Below are 18529 nucleotides of genomic sequence, written 5' to 3'. Positions count from 1 at the left end.
CCGGTCGGTCAGCCGATCGGGCTGCCGTCCATGTAATGCGTCGGCGGCGCGTCGTCGTCAGGGCCGCCCTCGTCTGCCAGCGCTTCGATCAGCATCATCAGCAACTGGTTGGTTTGGCGCTGCTCGGCTATCAGTGCCTCGATCAGCGGCGCCAGTGATGTGTTGTCGTGCTCGGTCATAGGCCACCTGTGTCCACTTCTTGATCCACTCGCGTCGACGCGCACAGCCAGAACAGGCCATTTCAACTCCTCAAACGGGCTGAATTTCACGTAGCAGCGCACTCATGCGCAAAGGGGGACCCCCCCATTTTTCCCGGCGTTGCGTAAAAACCATCGGGCGGGGTCTTCGTGCGGATCTTCCTGAACTTTTGCCTACCCCCCGGGGGTACGGTTCCAGTGCGAGTTGGGGTCGAGGGGCCAGCCGTTGGCGTCGCAGCCGGCCAGGTAACCGGACTTCTCCTGCCGCTGCTTGGTCGAGTCGTGGCAGGTCTTGCACAGCGACTGCAGGTTCTCGGGGTCGAAGAACAGTTCCTCGTCGCCCTTGTGCGGTTGCTTGTGGTCAACCACTGTCGCCTCGGTCACGTGGCCCAGCGCAGCGCAGAAGCGGCACAACGGCTCACCCTGCAGTTGGTACCACCTCAGTCTGTTCCAGCGCTTGGTGTTGTACAGGTGCCGCCAGGGACGCGACTTGGTGGGTGTGGTCACTGCTCAGCTTCCGGAGCCAGCCGGTTGATAGCCTCATCGGCCTTGCCTGCCGCCTGGTTGGCACTCACGGCCGCCTCAGTTGCTTTGCTGGCCGCGGTCCCCGTCAGGCGTGTCAGCGCATCCAGCCGGATGTCACGCTGCTTGATGGCCTCGTCGTAGGCGTTGCGCACTTCGGAGACTTGATCCATGTAGGCCTTGGCCAATGTCCACTGGCTGATCTGGTATCCGAAGATCCCGCCGCCAACGATCAGCAGCAGCCCGATCACCCAGGCTTCCGCCCTACGCCAACACCTGCGTGCAATGAACTCCATTGCTACTCTGTCCATCAGCTCATACCTCCAAGCTGCGATCGAAGCCGGCCTATCTCGGCGCTCTGGCTTGTCACTTTCTCGGTAAGTTGTGCGACCTGACCAGACAGGGCTTCGATCTTCCCTTCCATCCGGCCCACTGCGGTAGCAAGTTCGTTGCGCTCCTTCGCGAATTGGTCGGCGCGGGCTTCCGCCTCCTTTCGAGCAGCACGCTCAGAATCGAGCAGCTCGTTCAGCCGGCGCACGGTACCGATGTCGGCGTTGTCCATCACACGGGCTGTGTTCTGGTCAGCGAGAAACTTTCTCAGCCAGAGAAAGCCACCCAGCAATACGGTTCCGGTTCCGCCCAGCCAACTGGCTGTGCCCGGTCCGAGGTCGGTTGGGTCCATCGGATGCTCCAGAAATGCAAAAGCCCCGACCGAGGCCAGGGCTTTATTGAATGGGTGCCCCTTGCGGGGCGGACTGGCCGGGGAAGCCAGTCATGACACAGCTCCGTTGTCTGGTGCCTCTTGCGGGCGCACCTATGAAATCATGGAGCCTTTGTACTACCCGAGGCCCAGGGGCGTAAACACCCAAAAAAAGCCGCTCCCTGAATGCTCCGTCAATGCTCCATCAATGCTCTGCTAATGCTCTTTATTTGCCGACGAGCGGTTTAAATGGTTACCCCTTGCAGCTAGCTCGCTTGCCGCCGAACTTGGCACAGCGAGCAGTCGCATTGCCGCTTCTGCGCTTGCCGGGCCGCCTTCTCTGCCGCCTTGCGGGCCTTATCAACCCAAGCCTGTCTGGCCATGGCGGCGGGCAGCTCAGCTTCCAGTCGGGTGATCACGCCTTCCAGGTCTGGGTACCGGGCAGCGATCTCCACATGCAGCCGATCCAATCGAGCGCGGTAGGTATTCCGCGATATGCCCAGCCGCTCCCACTGAACCACCAACGGCAACGACGGCTTGCGGGCATACCGCACATCAGCCAGGTTATCCAGCTGCCGTCCTACGAGCCCCAGGCCGCTCACGATGTCCCGCAGCGCCTGCTCCACTGCCAGCACTCGACGATCCGCTGCAGCATACTGCTCGGTCAGCGACAGGCAGCGATGGCCACCGGTACCAGCAGCGACTTCATCCATCTGGCCCAGAGGGCTGGGGATACCCACCTCGGTGCTTGGGCATACCTGCTCATGACCCCATGCCAGCAACAGCTCTTCAACAAACTCGATCATGGCTTAACCCTCGCAGAAACCAACCCTAGACAGAAAACGGCCAACCCTAGACACACCCTAGACATTAAAAACCCTTTAAAAACAATAACATTCAATCTTTTGTCTAGGGTGTCTAGGGTTGATAGGGTTATTTGCTCACGCATGAGAAAACAATAGGTGAAAGGCTTTTATATACATACGCACGCGCGCCCGCGCCTAACCCTAGACACCCCGGACAGGTGGCGGAGACCCGCGAAATAGAGGGGTGTAATCTGTCTAGGGTTGAAAAGTGCAACCCTATCGCAACCCTAGACACCCAGGACAGGTAATCAGGCATCTGAGCTGCTCCTTTCGGCGGCCATGGGCGCCGAAAAGCCCAGGCAGTTCTCCCACTTCTCAGGCGACCAGCCAGCCTTCCAGGCCGCTATACGCCAGTCCCGCACGGCTCTACCAACATCCGCAGCGGATGAGATGTTCAGCTCCAGCGGCGTCCCTTTCGGCACAAAGAAGATGCTACGCCTTCGGTTCTTAAAGTCGTCGGTCCAGAATATCTGGCCTGATGACTTGAAGGTATCGGGCTTGGTCGACAGGAACAGGCTCAGCTTTGTCTCGCTCAGCCCATGCTCTTTGCCCCTGGCGCACCATTCCAGATACAGCCCGTGCACGTCCTGTGTGCGGCAGAGGGTAAATGGTACACCCAACTCACCCTTCTGCCACTGGTAATAGAATGTTTCCCAGGCCGCACGGCTCAGTTCAACCAGTCGCTGTCTGGCTGGGGTGTGGGGAGGCCGTGTCCGCTCGTTAAAGTCACCCAGGTCATAGTCCAGCAAATACTGGTAGAACGCCTCGATGCCGCCGTTGGCCAGCTCCCAGCCGATCCGCTTCTGCGCCTTCACCGGCAAAGTCAGTTCCGGCCACAACACCAGCATCCGCCGGTCGTTCTCGCCAATGGGCCAAGGCAGGATCTCGTTGGACAGGAATACAGCGTTCATATAGTTCGCCTCTTCCCAACCGTTCATGAACTTGGACTCAATGCGCACAGACTTGCCGGTGATCATGTGTTTGATCTTGCCCGTCTGGTTATAACGCTGGTCCCGGCTCACAACCTCCTCAAACAAGCCATACAACTTGTTGGACTGCCACTGTGACCACGCGCTTTCCAGCTGCACCTGCCCCACTGTGGCGCCGTACTCGCCATAGATGGGTCGCATAATATCACCGAAAAGCAGCGACTTGCCCGAACCTTCCATAGTCGAGTGCATGAGCACGGCCGTATCCATTTTGGCCCCCACCTTTTGCAATGGATAGGCCAACCAGCGCGTCAGCCACTGAATCGCATCCTGCTGACCATTGCACAGGAAATTGACCATCCAGATGATGCCTTGGCATCGTTCCAGATCAGTACTGGGAGTAAGTGGCAGACCGTCATAGGTATTGATCACATCAGCAGGCGGCTCGGTCATGCAGGGATCGAACACCAGGTTGGCAGAAGGAATGGACCGCCGCTGATCTGAGTTCTGCCATAGCGAAAACCCATCACCCAGCGCCAGTTTAACCGCGCCGGCGGGCAAACGCTGCCGCAGATAGCGGTCATAAATATCCTGAGTCCCGTCCAGCAGCACATACCGCCAGAAAGGGTCCGCACCCTCAGTTCCGTTGGCGGAGCGACGCAACCGTGCACCCAGCTTTGCGTCTGTCTCAAGCCGCTTGGCATGCTCGCCATCAATACCCTTTTTGCTGGGCAGATCAAACCAGGCATTGCCGATCACCTTGCCAGTCATTGCGAGGAACGCTGTCTTTTTGATGATCGCCTTGCGATGCAAGTCGAATACCTTGGTTTCGCCTTCCACCAGGGCAAACCGGGCTTTAACCTTGTCCAGCGTCCAGCCGCTCTCCCCGGCCCCCTCAGTTGGTGATGCCGCATCGGCGGCGGGATCTTCGGTTGATGGGGCCGAGGGAAGGCTCGCATCTGGCTCAGGCGCATCCGGTAGCCCGGCAAGGCGTACCATGGGTTCATTCGCCGCAGCGGCCATCAACTGCTCTCGTACTACGTCCAGCCCATGCTGCACATGGAGATCATTCCAATCTAACTTCTGAGCATCATTCACGCGGCTTCACTCCCCTGCTCTGGCAACTTGGGGAAGACGGCCACTGCCCCGATCTCTGCAGCCAGGGCTTCGGCTTTTGTGCGTCCGGGATTGTCCTTGGTTGTTGGATCATCATCACCGGCGATCATGATCACTGCATCCCGGTACCGCTGACGCAGCTGGCGACCAACGGCAACCATATTGCCCACATCCACGCACATAACGGTTGGCCACTCGGTCGCGTGATACACAGAGGCGGCGGTCGCATACCCTTCCGCCAGAGCAATAACTGGCATTGGGTCGGCCTTGCCAACCCAATAACAACAACCTTGCTTGCGGGAAAACTTGGGGAACAGCTTCTTGCCATTCGGGGCGATGCTCTGGAACGACCATACGGCCCCTGACAGGTCCGACAATGGAATCAGGAAGGTACCCGGCTTGAGGAACATGAAGCTGTGATGGTCCGGCCGCGGATTGGGCAATCCGCTGAAGAAGTGGCGGATATCATCGTCCGCCCACAGATCGCAGCGCATCAGCTTCGCATCAATGCTCAGCACAACCGGCTTACTGACAAAACGCACACCAAAGGCAGCAACGCCTTTGCGGTCCAGGTACTCACTTTTGCCTCGGGCTGTCGTGTACTCAGCCAGCAGCCGCAGTGTGGCCTCCTGAATTTTCTGTTGCATGGCCAGAGACAGCGCTTCGTCTGCTTCAATTTCAGCCTGCCGGGCCTTGCGCCTGGCATCCTGATCAGCCTTGCGCTGCTTACGCTCAGCGGCGGTCAGATCCTGCTTGCGCAGCTTCCAGCCACCCTGCTTGGCCAGATGCACCACTGTGCCAATACCAACCTTGCCGCCTTTGCAGGATTTCCAGACCGATAGCGCCTCGGCAGCTTTATAGCCTGCCCCGGTCTGACTCCAACTGTCCCACTCGTCGAAACCACCTTCTCCGAACTCGGCCTTGACGCCCATGGCCACCTGCACCCAAGTATCACGGTCGTCAGCACTGATATGGGCCAGCAGCCCACGCAGATCATCCAGAGTAATATCAGGCATGTCAGTCATTACGGGCGCTCCTTGAGTGCCTGGCACTCAATGCAGCATTGCACACCAGGGATCGCGTTGCGGCGCTTGGCAGGTATCGGATCATCACACTCCGCGCAATGCTCCCGGCTCACACCCGCGTAACGCACACGGCGCTCGATGGCCGCTGCGCGCTCTGCTTCTTCGCGCTCTTGTGCCATCTCGAATGCACGCTCATCCATGGTCGGCCTCCATGGCCTGCTCGGCGCCGGCAACGATACTCAGGATGCTGCTGATCAGCCCCGCTGCGTGATGCTTGAGCAGGGCCACTTCATGGGGTTGCCACACGCCATCGGCACTACCCAGATGCAGCGACTCAACAAAGTCACCCTTCGCCCGGCAGGTACCCGCCAGGGCGCGCAGAGTCGCGGCGTCGGCCGTTACCGGCTCGGGGATAAAGGCGATCGCCCCGGCAGGACGCACCAGGGCAGCAATCAAGCGAGTATCGCCGGTCATGGTCAGAATCTCTTCTATCCATTCCGGGCGCATGGGGCGGCTGTCATTTGGGTTAACGGCTTTAGCCAGCGCATCAGGGTCAATACCCATCATCAGCGCCACGGCATTGATACCGCCCCGATAATCACGGCAGGCCCGATACAGCGCCTGTCGCAGGGTCAACACCGGACCGGCGTCCGGCAAAAGGTCTTTGCGACTCATGACGTTAAATCCCCTGTAACGCCGTAGCCGACATGCAGGCGATCGCCTATCATGTGGGTACAGCTAGCGGCCCCCTAGTTGACTGCTGTGTCTTCGCAGGGCCGCTGGTTGAGGAGCAAACGGGTGGTGCCGTGCTCCGGGTTCGAAGGGTTGGGGAAACCCCGCCCTTCACTTATTTAGTCTGACGCCAAGGCGGCAGACCGGTTGTTCTTATTTAGGGTTACTCCCCCCTTGGCCGGGTCGGACTGCTGGTGAGGCTTCCGACCCGGCCCCCGCCGCTGAATGCTCCGTGTGCTGTGTCCCACGGCGGGTTGTGATTCAGGCTGCCCTTTCGGGCCGGCTGGTTTCAGGAAAAACTTCTTCCAGGTTGCAGGCCAATCCATGCTCATTGAATGCAGCAACAATGCGGCGGCAATCATCCAGCCGCGGCACACGGCGGCCCGCCTCGTAATGCGCAATGGCGCCCTGCGTCAGGCCGAGGCGAGAAGCCAGCTCCCGCTGGGTCAAGCCTGCCTTTTTCCGGGCCTTGGTAAGTGCACTCATATGTGCCTCCGTACGAACTATGAGGAAATCATACATACTGTAATAATACCGCGCAAGAGATATTACAATATGTCGATTGCCCGAAATACTACAGCGCGTAATATTGCGGCATGAAATGGTATGAAGCCGCCCAAGCGCGGATGAAACAGGAAAAGATAAGCCAGGAAAAATTGGCGGAGCAGCTGGGCGTTACCCAGGGCGCCATTGCCCATTGGCTAAAAGGCAGGCGCGAGCCAAAGCTGGAAGTCATCAATCAGTTACTAGCCTACCTAGGCTTGCCGCCGCTCGAGTATCAAGCTGGAGACGCGTTGGTACCTGGCCCAGAGTTCACCAAAAGCTGGCAAACCGTTCATATAAAAGGATGTGCTCAGTTGGGCCCCGAAGGATATTGGGAAGCGCTGTCAGCCGACGATGGCAGCGTTGACGTTCCCAGCAGTGATCCAGACGCCTATGCATTGCGTGTTAAAGGCGAATCTATGATGCCAGCCATTCGCAGCGGGTGGGTAGTATGGTGCGAGCCTAACCGAGAGCTTGTGCCCAGTGAATACGTGATGGTGCGGACGATTGATGGTCAATGCATGGTCAAGGAACTGCTCTACATTAACGACCGCGAAGTAAGCCTGATGGCAGTCAACGGCACATACGGCCGCGTGACGATACCAAGCGAGGAAGTTGAGCAGATACACCATGTTGGAGGCATCGTCGCTCCTAGCAAAATCAGGTATTGAAATACCAGCCTTACAAACCAAGCCCGCTTCGGCGGGCTTTTTAGTGTTCTCTGTAAGTTAAATTACGTTTTGTATTGACTAAACCAGAACATATCGTAATATTAATCGCGTACCCACTCACCAAGGGATCGCGAAATGGACACAGCACAGCACCACCCCGCAGCAACCCGCTGCCTGGTCTTTCTGCACCCGGCAGCGGCATCCAACCCCCAGATCATCCGTGAGATTCACGCTGCCACCGGCTTGATTGCCGTGGCCGGCCGCAATCCACTCGCCGCCAGTTTGGTCCGCAGTACACCGCCAGAGCATGGCCCATGGGGCGGAGGGTCAGCGGCATGAATCCCCTGTACCTATCCGAACACGGCACCAAGTTGCTACCCAGCCAGCTGGCACTGAACGGAACATTCAACCATCGAGTGCTGCGGCGCGGTCATGCCACACAGATCGAGGACATCGTCCCGCTCAGCCTGCTTATCGAACAGGGCCAGTACACCATCCATCTGATCCTGCATATCCACGGGAGCCGGCACAGCTGGTCAGTCGCCAAGGCCGATGCGCGCAAAATGTCGGTGTCGGTACAGAGCTGGATTGAAGACTGCGCCAACGGGCGGCTGGAGGGTGCGGCATGAGCATCCACAGCGTGCACATGACCGGCATCCGCGCATCGTTATCGCGGTTGCGGCGCGGCGGAGATAACCAACAAACGATCAGCACCCTGTTCGGTGGAGCGCTGGCATGGCAGGAAGCCGCGCGGCGGTGCGGATTTATCACCACGAATGAATGGAGTCGCTTGAGTGATCTGGCACTGAACGCCGCGGAGAAAGCGCGGCAGGAGTTGCGCCATGCATAACTATTCTCTGGCGCGCGTTGCCAAGCTGTTCGGCACCGGACGCAACCGCCTGATCCGCGAGCTCAAGCAGCGCAATATCCTCGACCACCAGCGCCTGCCCGCCCAGCAGCACATCGACGCCGGCCGCTTCGTGACCGAGCTGCGAGAGCACACCCGAAACCCACTATGGAACAACGGCAATGGCCAACTGTACAGCGTTGCCATGGTCACGCCTGCGGGCGTGCGCTGGCTGGCCGCCGAGCTGGGGCTGCAGATCAAGAACATGGATGAGGCGGCATGACTACTCTTCCCGCCACGCTGGAGCAACTGCGCCGCCGCTATGACCGGCCCTGTCTGCCGCTGGACGAGGTGCGAGCCGAATGGTTACCGCACATCAACAGCGAAGAGCATCTTCTGAAACAGATTCGCCTTGGACGCATCCGGCTCAGATACACCCGCCTGCACAGCCGCAAGGGCATCCCCGTCGTCTACCTCGACGACTTGGCCCGCTGGCTGCTCAGTCGCAACCCAAGCAACACCCAACCTGCCGGACACCTACCGGCATTCAATAGCAACGGAGACACAGCACCATGAAACCAACAGATCCCGGCGAGTTTCTCGCCAATCTCAACGCTGGCGTGTTCAACAACCAGCTCGCCACCGCCCTCAGCGCCGTCGCCGGCGCGGTGGTCGACAACGGCAAGAAGGGCAAGGTGGTCATCACCTTGGAAATGAGCCAGATCGGCGAAAGCCACCAGGTGAAGATCACCCACAAGCTGGATTACACCGAGCCGACCAAACGCGGCTCCAAGCGGGAGGATCTGGCACTCGATACTCCGATGCACGTGACAAAAGACGGGCTGAAGCTGTTTGCCGACAACCCCACCGCCGGACTCTTCAAGAGCGAAGACGCCCCGGTTATCGCCCGCACCTGACCCACCGACTGAATGAAAGGAATTGACCGAATGTTGACTATCGACACTTTGAACCAGATCACCGCCACCCATGCAGCTGCCACCGGTCGTGAGCTGGGCACCCATACCCCGGCCATTCTGCTGCCCGAGCATTATGCTGTGCAGAATATGGAGCGCCTCCACGAATACCGCGCCCGCTTCCGTAGCTGCATGAAGACCAACAGCCTGCCGGACTTCTGTAACTATGTAGAGCGCCGCACCTGCGGCGATCAGACCGCGGCCACCGAAGCGGGCTTCATTGATGCAGACAGCATGAGCTGCGAGGTGATCTTCAACCTTGGCGACGAGGCCGCACCTGGCCACGCTGACGATACCGCCACCATCAAGCTCAAGCCCACCGCTGCCTATGCCGCCATGCGAGCCATCGCCGGTTCACGCGTAACCCAGACCCAACTGGCCGAGTGGATGGAAGATTGGGCGACCAACCTCAAGGTCACCGGCACCAACGGCGAAGATATACCCGTCGGCGTGGCCGTGCAGAAGATCCGTACCATTACCATCAAGGCCACCGCCGAGCGCACGAGCACCGAGGGCAGTTTCAGTGCTGGCCGCAGTGCCATGGACCAGATCGAGGCGGCCCATGCCGAGCAGCAACCGAACGACCTGCTGTTCACCATCAAGCCCTACGAAGGGCTGGAGGAGCGCACCTTTACATTGCGCCTCAGCGTGATCACCGGTGACAAGCCGGTGCTGGTCGCCCGCTGGGTGCAGCAGGAGGCGCAGGAGGAAGAGATCGCCCAGGAATTCAAGGCCGTACTCACCGCTGAAATCGGCGGCTTCGTCCACCTCACCCTGGGTAGCTTCGATCCAGGCAAGTAACCACCATCCGGCGGGCTTCACCAGCCCGCCACACCTATGCGGAGACACAGCACATGAACACAATCCAAATCTTGACCACCGGCATCGGCCTATTTACGGCATTGGTCATAGTCCTGTACGTCGCGCGCGAAGCCTACACCCGAGGCCAACAGGCAAGCGCGGCCGATCGGCACCGCGCACTGGTTGAATCACGCAAAGCTGCTGCAGCACGTCAGCGAGACTTTGTCAGAGCAATGGAAGACCAGTCGCAACGGCATCAAGAAGAGCTGCTGGAAGTGACTGGCACTTATGCCCGAAAATTCAAAGAAGCGAGCAATGCTCAGCAAGAAGCAGAGGCCAACAGCAGAGTGCTGCGCGATGAACTGCGGTTCTGCAATGAAGCCGCCGATACTGAAGTAGCCCGCCTACGCAACTGCACCCTCACCCAGAATGAAATTCAGCTGCTTGAAGACATGGCCGGCAAGCTGCGCCTCAGCGGCGCATCACTGCACGCCACCCAGCAGTTCGCCGACGCCCGTGAAGCAAGAGAGCTGGCACTGCGAGGCGACAACCTGGTCAAGCGCCTGCGCCCGAAGAATGAAGTTAAGGAGGACGCGGCATGAGCATCCAGTCCAGATTGGCGAAACTGATCAGCGACGACAGCTATGCAGCCACCTTCCAGAGCCTGGGGCAGTATCGGGCGGCGTTGTTGCAGGCGGCAGCCGGGGAGATGCCAGAGGGTGAGGAGAACGACTACCTGCAGGCAGGCCATGACGCAATCGACGCGGCTATGCAGAGCCACCCCCAAGAGGGCTCGGGAGAGCGAACATGAAAAATAAGCCGCTGCCTTACCTGGAAATGACTAACGACCAGCTGGTTTGGAGCATCAGGGATGCCCAGCAAAGCATCAGTCGCTTGGAGAGAGTGACCGACCCGCACCTGAAAGACCGAGCCCAATGGTCCATCAACGTCCTGCGTGAAAACATCCACGTCATGAGGAGCTTGGTATGAACGCCTACCGCCTCCACCCCCAGCCGGGATTCAACTTCGGCGGTCTGATCATCGACAACTTTGCCGGCGGGGGCGGAGCCAGTACAGGTATTGAAATGGCACTCGGCAGACCAGTGGACATTGCCATCAACCACGACCCCGAAGCCATTGCAATGCACGACGTTAACCACCCCCATACCAAGCACTTTTGCGAAAGCGTATGGGATATAGATCCCCGCACCATCACTGGCGGCCGCCCGGTCGATCTTTGCTGGTTCAGTCCTGACTGCAAGCATTTCAGCAAAGCCAAGGGCGGCACTCCCGTCAGTAAGAAGATTCGTGGGCTGGCCTGGGTTGCTCTGCGCTATGCCGCTACCGTGCGGCCGCGCGTAATCATGCTGGAGAACGTCGAGGAGTTCGTCACTTGGGGGCCGATCGGTAGTGACGGCCGCCCATGCCCGGATAACAAGGGCCGCACTTTCGCCAGCTTCGTTAATGCCCTGCGCAAACACGGCTATGCAGTCGAATGGCGAGAGCTGCGGGCCAGCGACTATGGCGCGCCCACCATTCGCAAACGACTGTTTCTGGTTGCCCGTTGCGATGGCCTGCCCATCAGTTGGCCAGCCGCTACGCATGGCGATCCGAATGGCGCAGAGGTGAAGGCGAAGCAGCTCAAGCCATGGCGTACAGCGGGCGACATCATCGACTGGTCGCTGCCTTGTCCTTCAATCTTCGAGCGGAAGCGGCCACTGGCGGAGAACACTATGCGGCGGATTGCCAGAGGCCTCCAGCGTTATGTGATCGATAGTCCGACGCCGTTCTTGGTCAAGGTCAACCATGGCTATGACTATTTTCGGGGGCAGTCGCTCGATGACCCGCTGCAGACTATTACCAGCATACTGGGGACCGCCTTGGTCACCCCGACACTGATGCATCTCGGTACCGCCAAAGGTGCTGGTGGTAAGCATGAGCTAGTTGCTTCATTTCTGGCCAAGCATTACGGAGGGAACTACACAGGAGCCGGGAGTGGGATTGACCAGCCTGTGCACACCGTCACCGCAACTGACCACAACGCCCTGGTAACCAGTCACCTATTAAAGCTGCGCAACAACTGCACCGGGCAGGATCTGCGTGAACCGATCCATACCATCACCACCGGTGGTCACTTCGGAGAGGTCCGCGCCTTCCTGATCAAATACTACGGCACCGGAGATGGCCAAACCATGCAGGAGCCGCTGCACACCGTCACCACCAAGGACCGGTACGGATTGATCATGGTAAAGGGTGAGCCTTATCAGATCGTCGACATTGGCATGCGCATGCTCGCGCCCCACGAGCTCTACGCCGCGCAGGGATTCCCGGCTGACTACATCCATGACCGTACCGCTGGCGGCAAGCCACTCACTATCAAGGCCCAGGTACGCATGTGCGGCAACAGCGTTTGTCCGCCAATGGCGGCGGCGCTGGTGCGGGCGAATATGGCAGAGCAGCAGGGCTTGAAGGAGGTGGCATGAATACGCTATTTCTATTGATGGCGCAGTACGATGGTCTGGCCATCGTGCCGCTGGATGTTGTTTGCAAGGATTACTTTCAGCATCTAACGCCGGAGAAGTTGCTGCGCAAGGTCGCTGTCGGAGAGATAGACCTGCCTATCACTCGCATTGAGGGCAGCCAGAAAGCAGCAAAAGGCGTCCACCTGCAGGACTTGGCAAGCTATCTGGACGAGCAGCGAAGGCGCGCCGTGACGGAGAACGACAAGCTGCACGGTAGGTATAAGAAAGCGGGGTGAGCAATTGCTCACCAGCCTCTCACTCTGGCCCCCAGCTCGACTGGGGCGTCCACAATCTTCTGCAGCCATTCCCATCCCTCGAATCGATTCCCCCTCCGCTGCAGATGCGTATAGCGTCGCAGCGAGTTCCAATCCCGGTGCCCTGACACGCTGGATACCCTGGGAATATCCCAACCCATCTCAAACAACCGACTAACTCCCTCATGACGCAGGTCATGGAAGCGCAGGTCGGTGATATTGAGAAACTTGCAGGTCCGCGTCCAGGCTGCGCTGATTGAATCTGAGTTGTAGGGGAATATCTCATCGCATGTCCGCGGCATACTCTGGAGTATGGCCCAGGCTTCATCGGGCAGGGAACACCAGACATCATTGCCGATCTTCTGGCCTGGGTTTTTCATATCACGAACCAGTACTCGCTGATGCGCATCATCAACATCAGCCCACCGGATGCGGGTGATCTCTTCCTGTCTGCGGGTGGAGAACAGCGCAAACCCTACCACCTTCAGCATGTTGATCGATGTGGGGCGGCGTAGCTGCAACTCACTGAAATGCGTCAGCAAACGATCCAACTCTTCCAGTTCGGGACGGCGATTCCGTTCGCTGGATGATGCCGATAGCCCCATGCGCCGCAAAACCTTTCGCGCATCGGCCATGGCATGCGGATCGATATCATAGCCCCAAGCCGGGCGAGCCACGGCCATTACCGCTCCCAGGTGTGAAAGATCGTTACCGACGGTCTGGGGTTGAACGCCGCCACCCTCGTCACTCGTACGCCAAACACCATATTCCACCAGTTTCTGGCTGGTTAGATCACAGTCCAGTACATCACCCAGCCAGCTCGCGGCAATGGCCTTCAGCGTGAAGCGCTTGGTCGATCCAAGGGGCCGCACTTTTTCATACTGCTCCAGGTACTGGTAAACCATCTCCCTCAGCGTCACGCCCTGCCGCATAGCTCGTTCAAGCGCACCAGGCTCACCCAGCTCCACCTCCCGCTTCTTCATCCACGCTTTTGCAGCAGGCTTCCGATCAAAGGTTTGGCTTTCCTGATAAACTCGCTTCCCGTTGCGCATGATCCGGATCTGCGCCGTGTGGCTGGTTGAACCATCTTTCTTTTGTCTGCTGCTGATCGTGCCCATGGCGTTTGCTACATTCCGTTTTGTGATTGCTACATTGTAGCAACGGCGTGTAATAAATAGGCGTAAACAGTAGTAAACAAGCGTAAACGAGACAATCATGACAGAGCCAAAAACCCCATCAAACCCAGCAATCACGCGGCCCGGCCCGAATAGACGGTTCAGCGTGGCCCCGATGATGGACTGGACTGACGCCCATTACCGCTACTTTGCCCGTCTTATCAGCCGGCACGCCCTGCTGTACACCGAGATGGTCACCACGGGTGCAGTTCTGCATGGCGACCGCTCGCGCCTGCTGGGCTACAGCGCCGGGGAGCAGCCGCTGGCGCTGCAATTGGGCGGCAGCAATGTACAGGAACTCGCTGAGTGCGCTCAACTGGCTGAACAGGCTGGTTTTGCCGAAGTGAATCTGAATGTCGGCTGTCCCAGTGACCGAGTGCAGAACAATCTGATCGGCGCCTGCCTGATGGGTCATCCGGCACTGGTAGCCGATGGCGTCAAGGCGATGCTGGATAGTTGCAGCCTGCCAGTCACAGTAAAACATCGAATCGGCATCAATGGCCGCGACAGCTATGGGGAGCTGTGTGATTTTGTCGGTCAGGTCCAGGAAGCAGGCTGCGATACCTTTATCGTGCATGCCCGTATAGCGATCCTGGAAGGTCTGTCACCCAAGGAAAACCGCGACATCCCCCCGTTGCGCTACGAGGTAGTGCATCAGTTGAAGGCTGATTTTCCGCAGCTTGAGATCATTCTCAATGGCGGACTGACCGACCTGGATGCCATGCAGCAGCACTTGCAGATACTGGACGGCGTGATGGTAGGCCGCGAGGCCTATCACAATCCCTACTTGATGGTCGAAGTAGACAGACGATTCTATGCGGACGAAACGCCAGTACTCAGTCGTATTCAGGTACTTGAGGCACTACGGCCCTACATTGTTGCACATATCGAGCAAGGCGGCGTGATGCATCACATTACCCGGCATATACTCGGATTGTTTCAGGGACTGCCGGGCGCGCGGTATTTCCGCCGACAGTTGAGCACCGAAATCCACCGCACCGACCAACCGCTTGAACTCTATGACCGCTTGGTCACCGATATGACCGCACGCATGCAATCCCAGGATTGCTCACTGCAACAAGCTTGAGGTAAGGTCGAAGACACTTTCTTCGCAACCTCCTCAGGCCATCATGACAAGCAAACTGGACAGTCTCCGTCAGCACACGCTGATTGTCGCCGACACCGGCGATATCGATGCCATTCGCACACTGCAACCCGTGGATGCCACTACCAATCCTTCACTTCTGCTGAAGGCCGCGCAACAGTCTGACTACGCGTATTTGCTGGACCAGGCATTGCAACAGGCCTCCGGCAGCTATCAGCAGATTACCGACGCCTGCGACCACTTTGCCGTGGCGGTCGGCAGTGAAATCATCAAACTGGTGCCGGGCCGGGTCTCCACGGAAGTCGATGCGCGCCTGTCATTCGACCGCGCTGCGACTCTCGACAAGGCGCACAAGCTGATTGCTCTCTATGAACAGGCTGGGGTGACCCGCGACCGGGTACTGATCAAGATTGCCGCCACCTGGGAAGGCATCCAGGCTGCTGCGGAGCTCGAGCGCGAAGGCATCCAGTGCAATCTCACGCTGCTGTTCTCTTTCGCCCAGGCCCAGGCCTGTGCCGACGCCGGTGTGTTTCTCATTTCGCCCTTCGTCGGCAGAATCTATGACTGGCACAAACAGCGCGACGGCGTGGATTACCAGGGTGCTGACGACCCGGGCGTGCAATCAGTGGCGCGCATTTTCCGCTACTACAAGCAGCATATGTACGCCACCGTGGTGATGGGCGCCAGCTTCCGCAATATTGGCCAGATCGAATCGTTGTGCGGTTGCGATCGCCTGACTATCAGCCCTTCCCTGTTGCAGCAACTGGCTGAAGAATCTGACCCATTGACCCCGTCGGGCCTGTTGAGCAGCCCTTCGGAAGACCCGCAGCAACTGCTGGATGAGTCTGGATTTCGCTGGGCGCACAATGAAGATGCCATGGCGACGGAAAAACTGGCAGAGGGCATCCGTGCCTTTGCCGCAGACCAACTCAAACTGGAGAAATTGCTGGCCGAACGGGTCGCGTCAACAGCTTGATTCGAGAGTGTCGACCAGATCGGTGAAGGCGGCGCGGTTATGCTCGTTGAGGTCCATCAGAATGCGATGCGCCTCCAGCACCCGCCCTTTTACCTGATCTTCGGACAACATCTGCCCGGGCAGATCCTGCAGCTCGGTATCGGTAGGCGTGGATTCGGCCACGATGTTGAAGATCTGATCAAACCCCATGCTCTGCAGCAGTCGATTCATGTCGGCATGAGTGGAAACGAGCGTCGGCAGCAGCCCGACCCGATTATTGGAGAGAATGGACAGTTTGGCCAGCAGCCCCAGTGAGGTGCTGTCAATCCCGTGAGTTTCGGTCAGATCGATGACGATGGACTGGAAGCTCAGTGCGCTGAAGATCTTTTCGATATAGGCATCAAGAGCCGCACACAAGGTCAGGCGCACATCGCCAATGAATTTGAGAACAAAAGTACCTTCGGATTCAGCGAACTGAATCCTGCCTGTGGTCATCATTAGGGTGTCCTGCTCAACAGCAATACAGAGATGTCATCGGGCATCACCTTGGCGTGCTCGAGTCCGAGCAATTGCATGAAGGTCTGCATATCTCCTCCTGCCTGCCCAACCAATATGGGCAACCGGTCTTCCTTTTCCTTCAGCGTAGCCCCTTCGACGCAATCAAGCACGCCATCGGAGCACAGCGTGAGGGAGAATCGAGGTGGCAGGGGTATCTGATGGTTTTCATATTCCGCCTCGGCAAACAGCCCCACCGGGCGCCCCTTGCCCTGCAGATACTCCGCCTTGCCTCCAACACACAGGACCGGCAAGGGTAAATGGCCACCGATGCTGTAGGTCAGCGTCTGCTGCGCTTCATCAATCACGCCACCCAGCATGGTCACATGCTTGCCGAGGTTGCAGCTGATCAGGCTGCGGTTGATATGCCCCAACACGTCGGAAGGCTGGAACGCAATCGGCCCCTGCTCTCGCTGTTTGCGTTGCTCGTACAGCAGTCGGGTGGTCATGAATTTGAGCAGCACGGTGACGAAAGCCGAGGAGGCGCCATGTCCGGACACATCAGCCAGATAGAAGGCCAGCTGGGTTTCAGACACACGGAAGTAATCGACAAAGTCACCGGAGAGGTACAGCGAAGGGATGATGCGGTGTTCGAACAGATACTCGTCACTTTTCCAGGGCGTGGCCGGCAACATGTTGAGCTGAACCTGGCGTCCTGCCGTCTGGTCATCTCGCAGTTCACGCAGATGATTCTCCAGCTCGCGGTTGGCCAATTCGAGACGTTCGCGGATGCGCTGGTTCTCGTTGCGCAGATGCGCACGATCAAGAGAGCGGCGCACCGCATGTTCCAGCACTTCCAGGTCGGCCTGAGGGTTGATCAGATAATCGCTGGCACCCAGGCGCAGCGCTTCGACCACGTCGCTCATGACTCCATCATCGGAAATGACCACCACCGGCGTTTCCGATGCCTGTTCGCCGATCTGCGCGAGAAGCTCGAACCCGTTCATGTCCGACATGTACAGGTCACACAGCACCAGCGCCGGAGAGTGTGAAACAACAAGTGCCAGACCTTCACGAGCGTGACTGGCCTGCAGAACTTCGAAGCCACACTGTTCAAGATGAATCGCGATGCTTTGACGAACCATGTCGTCATCATCAATAACCAGCAAGGTAATGCCAGGAAGCTGCATATTTTCCCTACGTCATTGCCGAGAAGCCAGGCAGAACTTCTCAACCACAGGGGTGTATTCGAGTCAGAACGAGCCTGACGCCATCAAGGGGCAGACATTACTCCCATCCGCCCGTACAGGCAACCATAGGCAAGGTCGGGGAGACTAGAAGTCGTCCTCTACCTGTCCATCCATGACCTTATACTCACGATTCTGCAACCAGGCATTACGGATGAAGCGGTATTTGTCGCCGCGGATGAGCCTTTCCTGCGATAGCAGGCCCGCACGCGTGTCGACAATATCCACCCCCACCGCGGTGTTGCGACTTGGTACATGATCCATCTGACTGCCATAGCTATAGCCGGCAAAACCTTCAGCAGCAAAAGCGCTGCCGTCGCGCAGCGTGCTCGGGCCGAAGAAAGGCAGCATGACATAAGGGCCGCTTTCCACACCCCAGCGACCCAGGGTCTGACCGAAATCTTCATCGTTGCGGCGCAGCCCCATGCGAGTCGCCACATCGAACACACCGACAACCCCGAGCGTGGTATTCATCAGAAACCGCGAGAGGTCCACGCTGGCGTCATGAAACTTGCCCTGCAGCAGATTATTGACCAGGTTCTTCGGTTCGCCGAGGTTGTTGAAGACGTTGGTGACACCGTCATTCAACGGGGTCGGCATGGCCCAGTCATAGCCTTTGGCGACGGGCTTCAGAGCATACGTATCCAGCGTGTCATTGAACCGGAACACCACGCGATTGACCGGTTCCCACGGATCGGGATTGGGGTAGGCGGCGTAGTCAGCATCGGCATCCTGCGCCGAAGCCGGGACGATCAATGACAATGAGAGCGCTCCGGCCAGCAGACCGCAGGCAGTGGCATTCATGAGGTTCATCAGTGCTTACTCTCCATTCATGCCATTCATGGCGGCGTCG

29 protein-coding genes are annotated in these 18529 nt (G+C 58.5%); 15 read left to right on the top strand and 14 right to left on the bottom strand.

All coding sequences use genetic code 11. The features are described 5' to 3' along the window. Positions 1–8: 8 nt before the first annotated feature. The 10 genes from BLU11_RS19395 to BLU11_RS04965 all read right to left on the bottom strand — a co-directional run bounded on the left by BLU11_RS19395 (position 9) and on the right by BLU11_RS04965 (position 6573). Entirely contained in the window at positions 9–179 is a 171-nt protein-coding gene (locus BLU11_RS19395; protein WP_172828671.1) for a hypothetical protein, read from the bottom strand. A 192-nt stretch (positions 180–371) separates the two neighbouring features. Continuing rightward, positions 372–704 (bottom strand): HNH endonuclease, encoded by a 333-nt coding sequence (locus BLU11_RS05005; RefSeq protein ID WP_090272330.1) that lies wholly within the window; start codon positions 702–704, stop codon positions 372–374. After that, positions 701–1030 carry a hypothetical protein gene (locus BLU11_RS05000; protein WP_090272329.1) on the bottom strand — a complete coding sequence of 110 codons (330 nt, stop codon included), beginning with the start codon at positions 1028–1030 and terminating at the stop codon, positions 701–703. The genes BLU11_RS05005 and BLU11_RS05000 overlap by 4 nt, the downstream gene beginning before the upstream one ends. Continuing rightward, entirely contained in the window at positions 1030–1401 is a 372-nt protein-coding gene (locus BLU11_RS04995) for a chemotaxis protein (protein WP_090272328.1), read from the bottom strand. Before BLU11_RS04995 ends, BLU11_RS05000 begins: the two co-directional genes overlap by 1 nt. Before the next feature lie 284 nt (positions 1402–1685). After that, positions 1686–2225, bottom strand: coding sequence for a hypothetical protein (locus tag BLU11_RS04990; protein WP_090272327.1), 540 nt, complete (start codon positions 2223–2225; stop codon positions 1686–1688). Positions 2226–2533: 308 nt separating this feature from the next. Beyond that, a complete protein-coding gene (locus tag BLU11_RS04985; protein WP_090272326.1) occupies positions 2534–4312 on the bottom strand; it encodes a primase-helicase family protein in 1779 nt (592 codons plus the stop codon). After that, positions 4309–5355, bottom strand: coding sequence for a PriCT-2 domain-containing protein (locus tag BLU11_RS04980; protein ID WP_090272325.1), 1047 nt, complete (start codon positions 5353–5355; stop codon positions 4309–4311). Before BLU11_RS04980 ends, BLU11_RS04985 begins: the two co-directional genes overlap by 4 nt. Further along, positions 5355–5555 (bottom strand): TraR/DksA C4-type zinc finger protein, encoded by a 201-nt coding sequence (locus BLU11_RS04975; protein ID WP_090272324.1) that lies wholly within the window; start codon positions 5553–5555, stop codon positions 5355–5357. The genes BLU11_RS04980 and BLU11_RS04975 overlap by 1 nt, the downstream gene beginning before the upstream one ends. After that, entirely contained in the window at positions 5548–6030 is a 483-nt protein-coding gene (locus tag BLU11_RS04970) for a phage regulatory CII family protein (RefSeq protein ID WP_090272323.1), read from the bottom strand. Before BLU11_RS04970 ends, BLU11_RS04975 begins: the two co-directional genes overlap by 8 nt. 318 nt (positions 6031–6348) lie before the next feature. Then, positions 6349–6573, bottom strand: a complete 225-nt coding sequence (locus BLU11_RS04965) for a helix-turn-helix transcriptional regulator (protein ID WP_090272322.1) — start codon at positions 6571–6573, stop codon at positions 6349–6351. A 110-nt stretch (positions 6574–6683) separates the two neighbouring features. On the opposite strand from BLU11_RS04965, the gene BLU11_RS04960 reads away from it, so the two are divergent. The 13 genes from BLU11_RS04960 to BLU11_RS04900 all read left to right on the top strand — a co-directional run bounded on the left by BLU11_RS04960 (position 6684) and on the right by BLU11_RS04900 (position 12681). Beyond that, a complete protein-coding gene (locus BLU11_RS04960; RefSeq protein WP_090272321.1) occupies positions 6684–7301 on the top strand; it encodes a LexA family transcriptional regulator in 618 nt (205 codons plus the stop codon). 135 nt (positions 7302–7436) lie between these two features. Next, on the top strand, positions 7437–7640 hold the full coding sequence (locus tag BLU11_RS04955; RefSeq protein WP_090272320.1) for a hypothetical protein: 204 nt from the start codon (positions 7437–7439) through the stop codon (positions 7638–7640). Further along, positions 7637–7930 (top strand): hypothetical protein, encoded by a 294-nt coding sequence (locus tag BLU11_RS04950; RefSeq protein ID WP_090272319.1) that lies wholly within the window; start codon positions 7637–7639, stop codon positions 7928–7930. The genes BLU11_RS04955 and BLU11_RS04950 overlap by 4 nt, the downstream gene beginning before the upstream one ends. Further along, positions 7927–8151, top strand: coding sequence for a hypothetical protein (locus tag BLU11_RS04945; protein ID WP_090272318.1), 225 nt, complete (start codon positions 7927–7929; stop codon positions 8149–8151). Before BLU11_RS04950 ends, BLU11_RS04945 begins: the two co-directional genes overlap by 4 nt. Further along, entirely contained in the window at positions 8144–8431 is a 288-nt protein-coding gene (locus tag BLU11_RS04940) for a phage antirepressor KilAC domain-containing protein (protein ID WP_090272317.1), read from the top strand. Before BLU11_RS04945 ends, BLU11_RS04940 begins: the two co-directional genes overlap by 8 nt. After that, positions 8428–8724 carry a pyocin activator PrtN family protein gene (locus BLU11_RS04935; RefSeq protein ID WP_090272316.1) on the top strand — a complete coding sequence of 99 codons (297 nt, stop codon included), beginning with the start codon at positions 8428–8430 and terminating at the stop codon, positions 8722–8724. Before BLU11_RS04940 ends, BLU11_RS04935 begins: the two co-directional genes overlap by 4 nt. Continuing rightward, complete coding sequence (locus BLU11_RS04930; protein WP_090272315.1) at positions 8721–9065, top strand: hypothetical protein; 345 nt, start codon at positions 8721–8723, stop codon at positions 9063–9065. Before BLU11_RS04935 ends, BLU11_RS04930 begins: the two co-directional genes overlap by 4 nt. 30 nt (positions 9066–9095) lie before the next feature. After that, the gene (locus BLU11_RS04925) at positions 9096–9923 is read left to right on the top strand and encodes a DUF2303 family protein (protein WP_090272314.1); all 828 of its coding nucleotides are present in this window, start codon (positions 9096–9098) and stop codon (positions 9921–9923) included. A 53-nt stretch (positions 9924–9976) separates the two neighbouring features. Continuing rightward, positions 9977–10525, top strand: coding sequence for a hypothetical protein (locus BLU11_RS04920; RefSeq protein WP_090272313.1), 549 nt, complete (start codon positions 9977–9979; stop codon positions 10523–10525). Beyond that, positions 10522–10734, top strand: a complete 213-nt coding sequence (locus BLU11_RS04915; protein ID WP_090272312.1) for a hypothetical protein — start codon at positions 10522–10524, stop codon at positions 10732–10734. The genes BLU11_RS04920 and BLU11_RS04915 overlap by 4 nt, the downstream gene beginning before the upstream one ends. Further along, complete coding sequence (locus BLU11_RS04910) at positions 10731–10913, top strand: hypothetical protein (protein ID WP_090272311.1); 183 nt, start codon at positions 10731–10733, stop codon at positions 10911–10913. The genes BLU11_RS04915 and BLU11_RS04910 overlap by 4 nt, the downstream gene beginning before the upstream one ends. Further along, entirely contained in the window at positions 10910–12406 is a 1497-nt protein-coding gene (locus BLU11_RS04905) for a DNA cytosine methyltransferase (protein ID WP_090272310.1), read from the top strand. Before BLU11_RS04910 ends, BLU11_RS04905 begins: the two co-directional genes overlap by 4 nt. Then, positions 12403–12681 (top strand): pyocin activator PrtN family protein, encoded by a 279-nt coding sequence (locus BLU11_RS04900; protein ID WP_090272309.1) that lies wholly within the window; start codon positions 12403–12405, stop codon positions 12679–12681. The genes BLU11_RS04905 and BLU11_RS04900 overlap by 4 nt, the downstream gene beginning before the upstream one ends. 8 nt (positions 12682–12689) lie before the next feature. Here the strand turns inward: BLU11_RS04900 and BLU11_RS04895 are convergent, their stop codons facing one another. Beyond that, positions 12690–13817: a site-specific integrase gene (locus BLU11_RS04895; RefSeq protein ID WP_090272308.1), complete on the bottom strand. Its 1128-nt coding sequence runs from the start codon at positions 13815–13817 to the stop codon at positions 12690–12692. Positions 13818–13914: 97 nt separating this feature from the next. Here BLU11_RS04895 and dusA point away from each other — a divergent pair, with 97 nt between their 5' ends. Together dusA and tal are read left to right on the top strand one after the other, a co-directional pair. After that, complete coding sequence (gene dusA, locus BLU11_RS04890) at positions 13915–14961, top strand: tRNA dihydrouridine(20/20a) synthase DusA (protein ID WP_090272307.1); 1047 nt, start codon at positions 13915–13917, stop codon at positions 14959–14961. 43 nt (positions 14962–15004) lie between these two features. Further along, positions 15005–15955, top strand: coding sequence for a transaldolase (tal, locus tag BLU11_RS04885; protein WP_090272306.1), 951 nt, complete (start codon positions 15005–15007; stop codon positions 15953–15955). Here tal and rssC read toward each other — a convergent pair. The 3 genes from rssC to BLU11_RS04870 all read right to left on the bottom strand — a co-directional run bounded on the left by rssC (position 15944) and on the right by BLU11_RS04870 (position 18489). Continuing rightward, positions 15944–16429 carry an anti-sigma factor antagonist RssC gene (gene rssC, locus BLU11_RS04880; protein ID WP_090276259.1) on the bottom strand — a complete coding sequence of 162 codons (486 nt, stop codon included), beginning with the start codon at positions 16427–16429 and terminating at the stop codon, positions 15944–15946. The two genes, tal and rssC, sit on opposite strands and share 12 nt — an antisense overlap. Before the next feature lie 2 nt (positions 16430–16431). Then, complete coding sequence (locus BLU11_RS04875) at positions 16432–17619, bottom strand: SpoIIE family protein phosphatase (RefSeq protein WP_090272305.1); 1188 nt, start codon at positions 17617–17619, stop codon at positions 16432–16434. Between the two features lie 144 nt (positions 17620–17763). Further along, positions 17764–18489, bottom strand: coding sequence for an MlaA family lipoprotein (locus tag BLU11_RS04870; protein WP_231702273.1), 726 nt, complete (start codon positions 18487–18489; stop codon positions 17764–17766). Between the last annotated feature and the right edge of the window lie 40 nt (positions 18490–18529).

The organism is Halopseudomonas litoralis (assembly GCF_900105005.1).
Taxonomy (GTDB): Bacteria; Pseudomonadota; Gammaproteobacteria; order Pseudomonadales; family Pseudomonadaceae; genus Halopseudomonas; species Halopseudomonas litoralis.
This window is presented reverse-complemented; position numbering and strand designations above follow the sequence as displayed.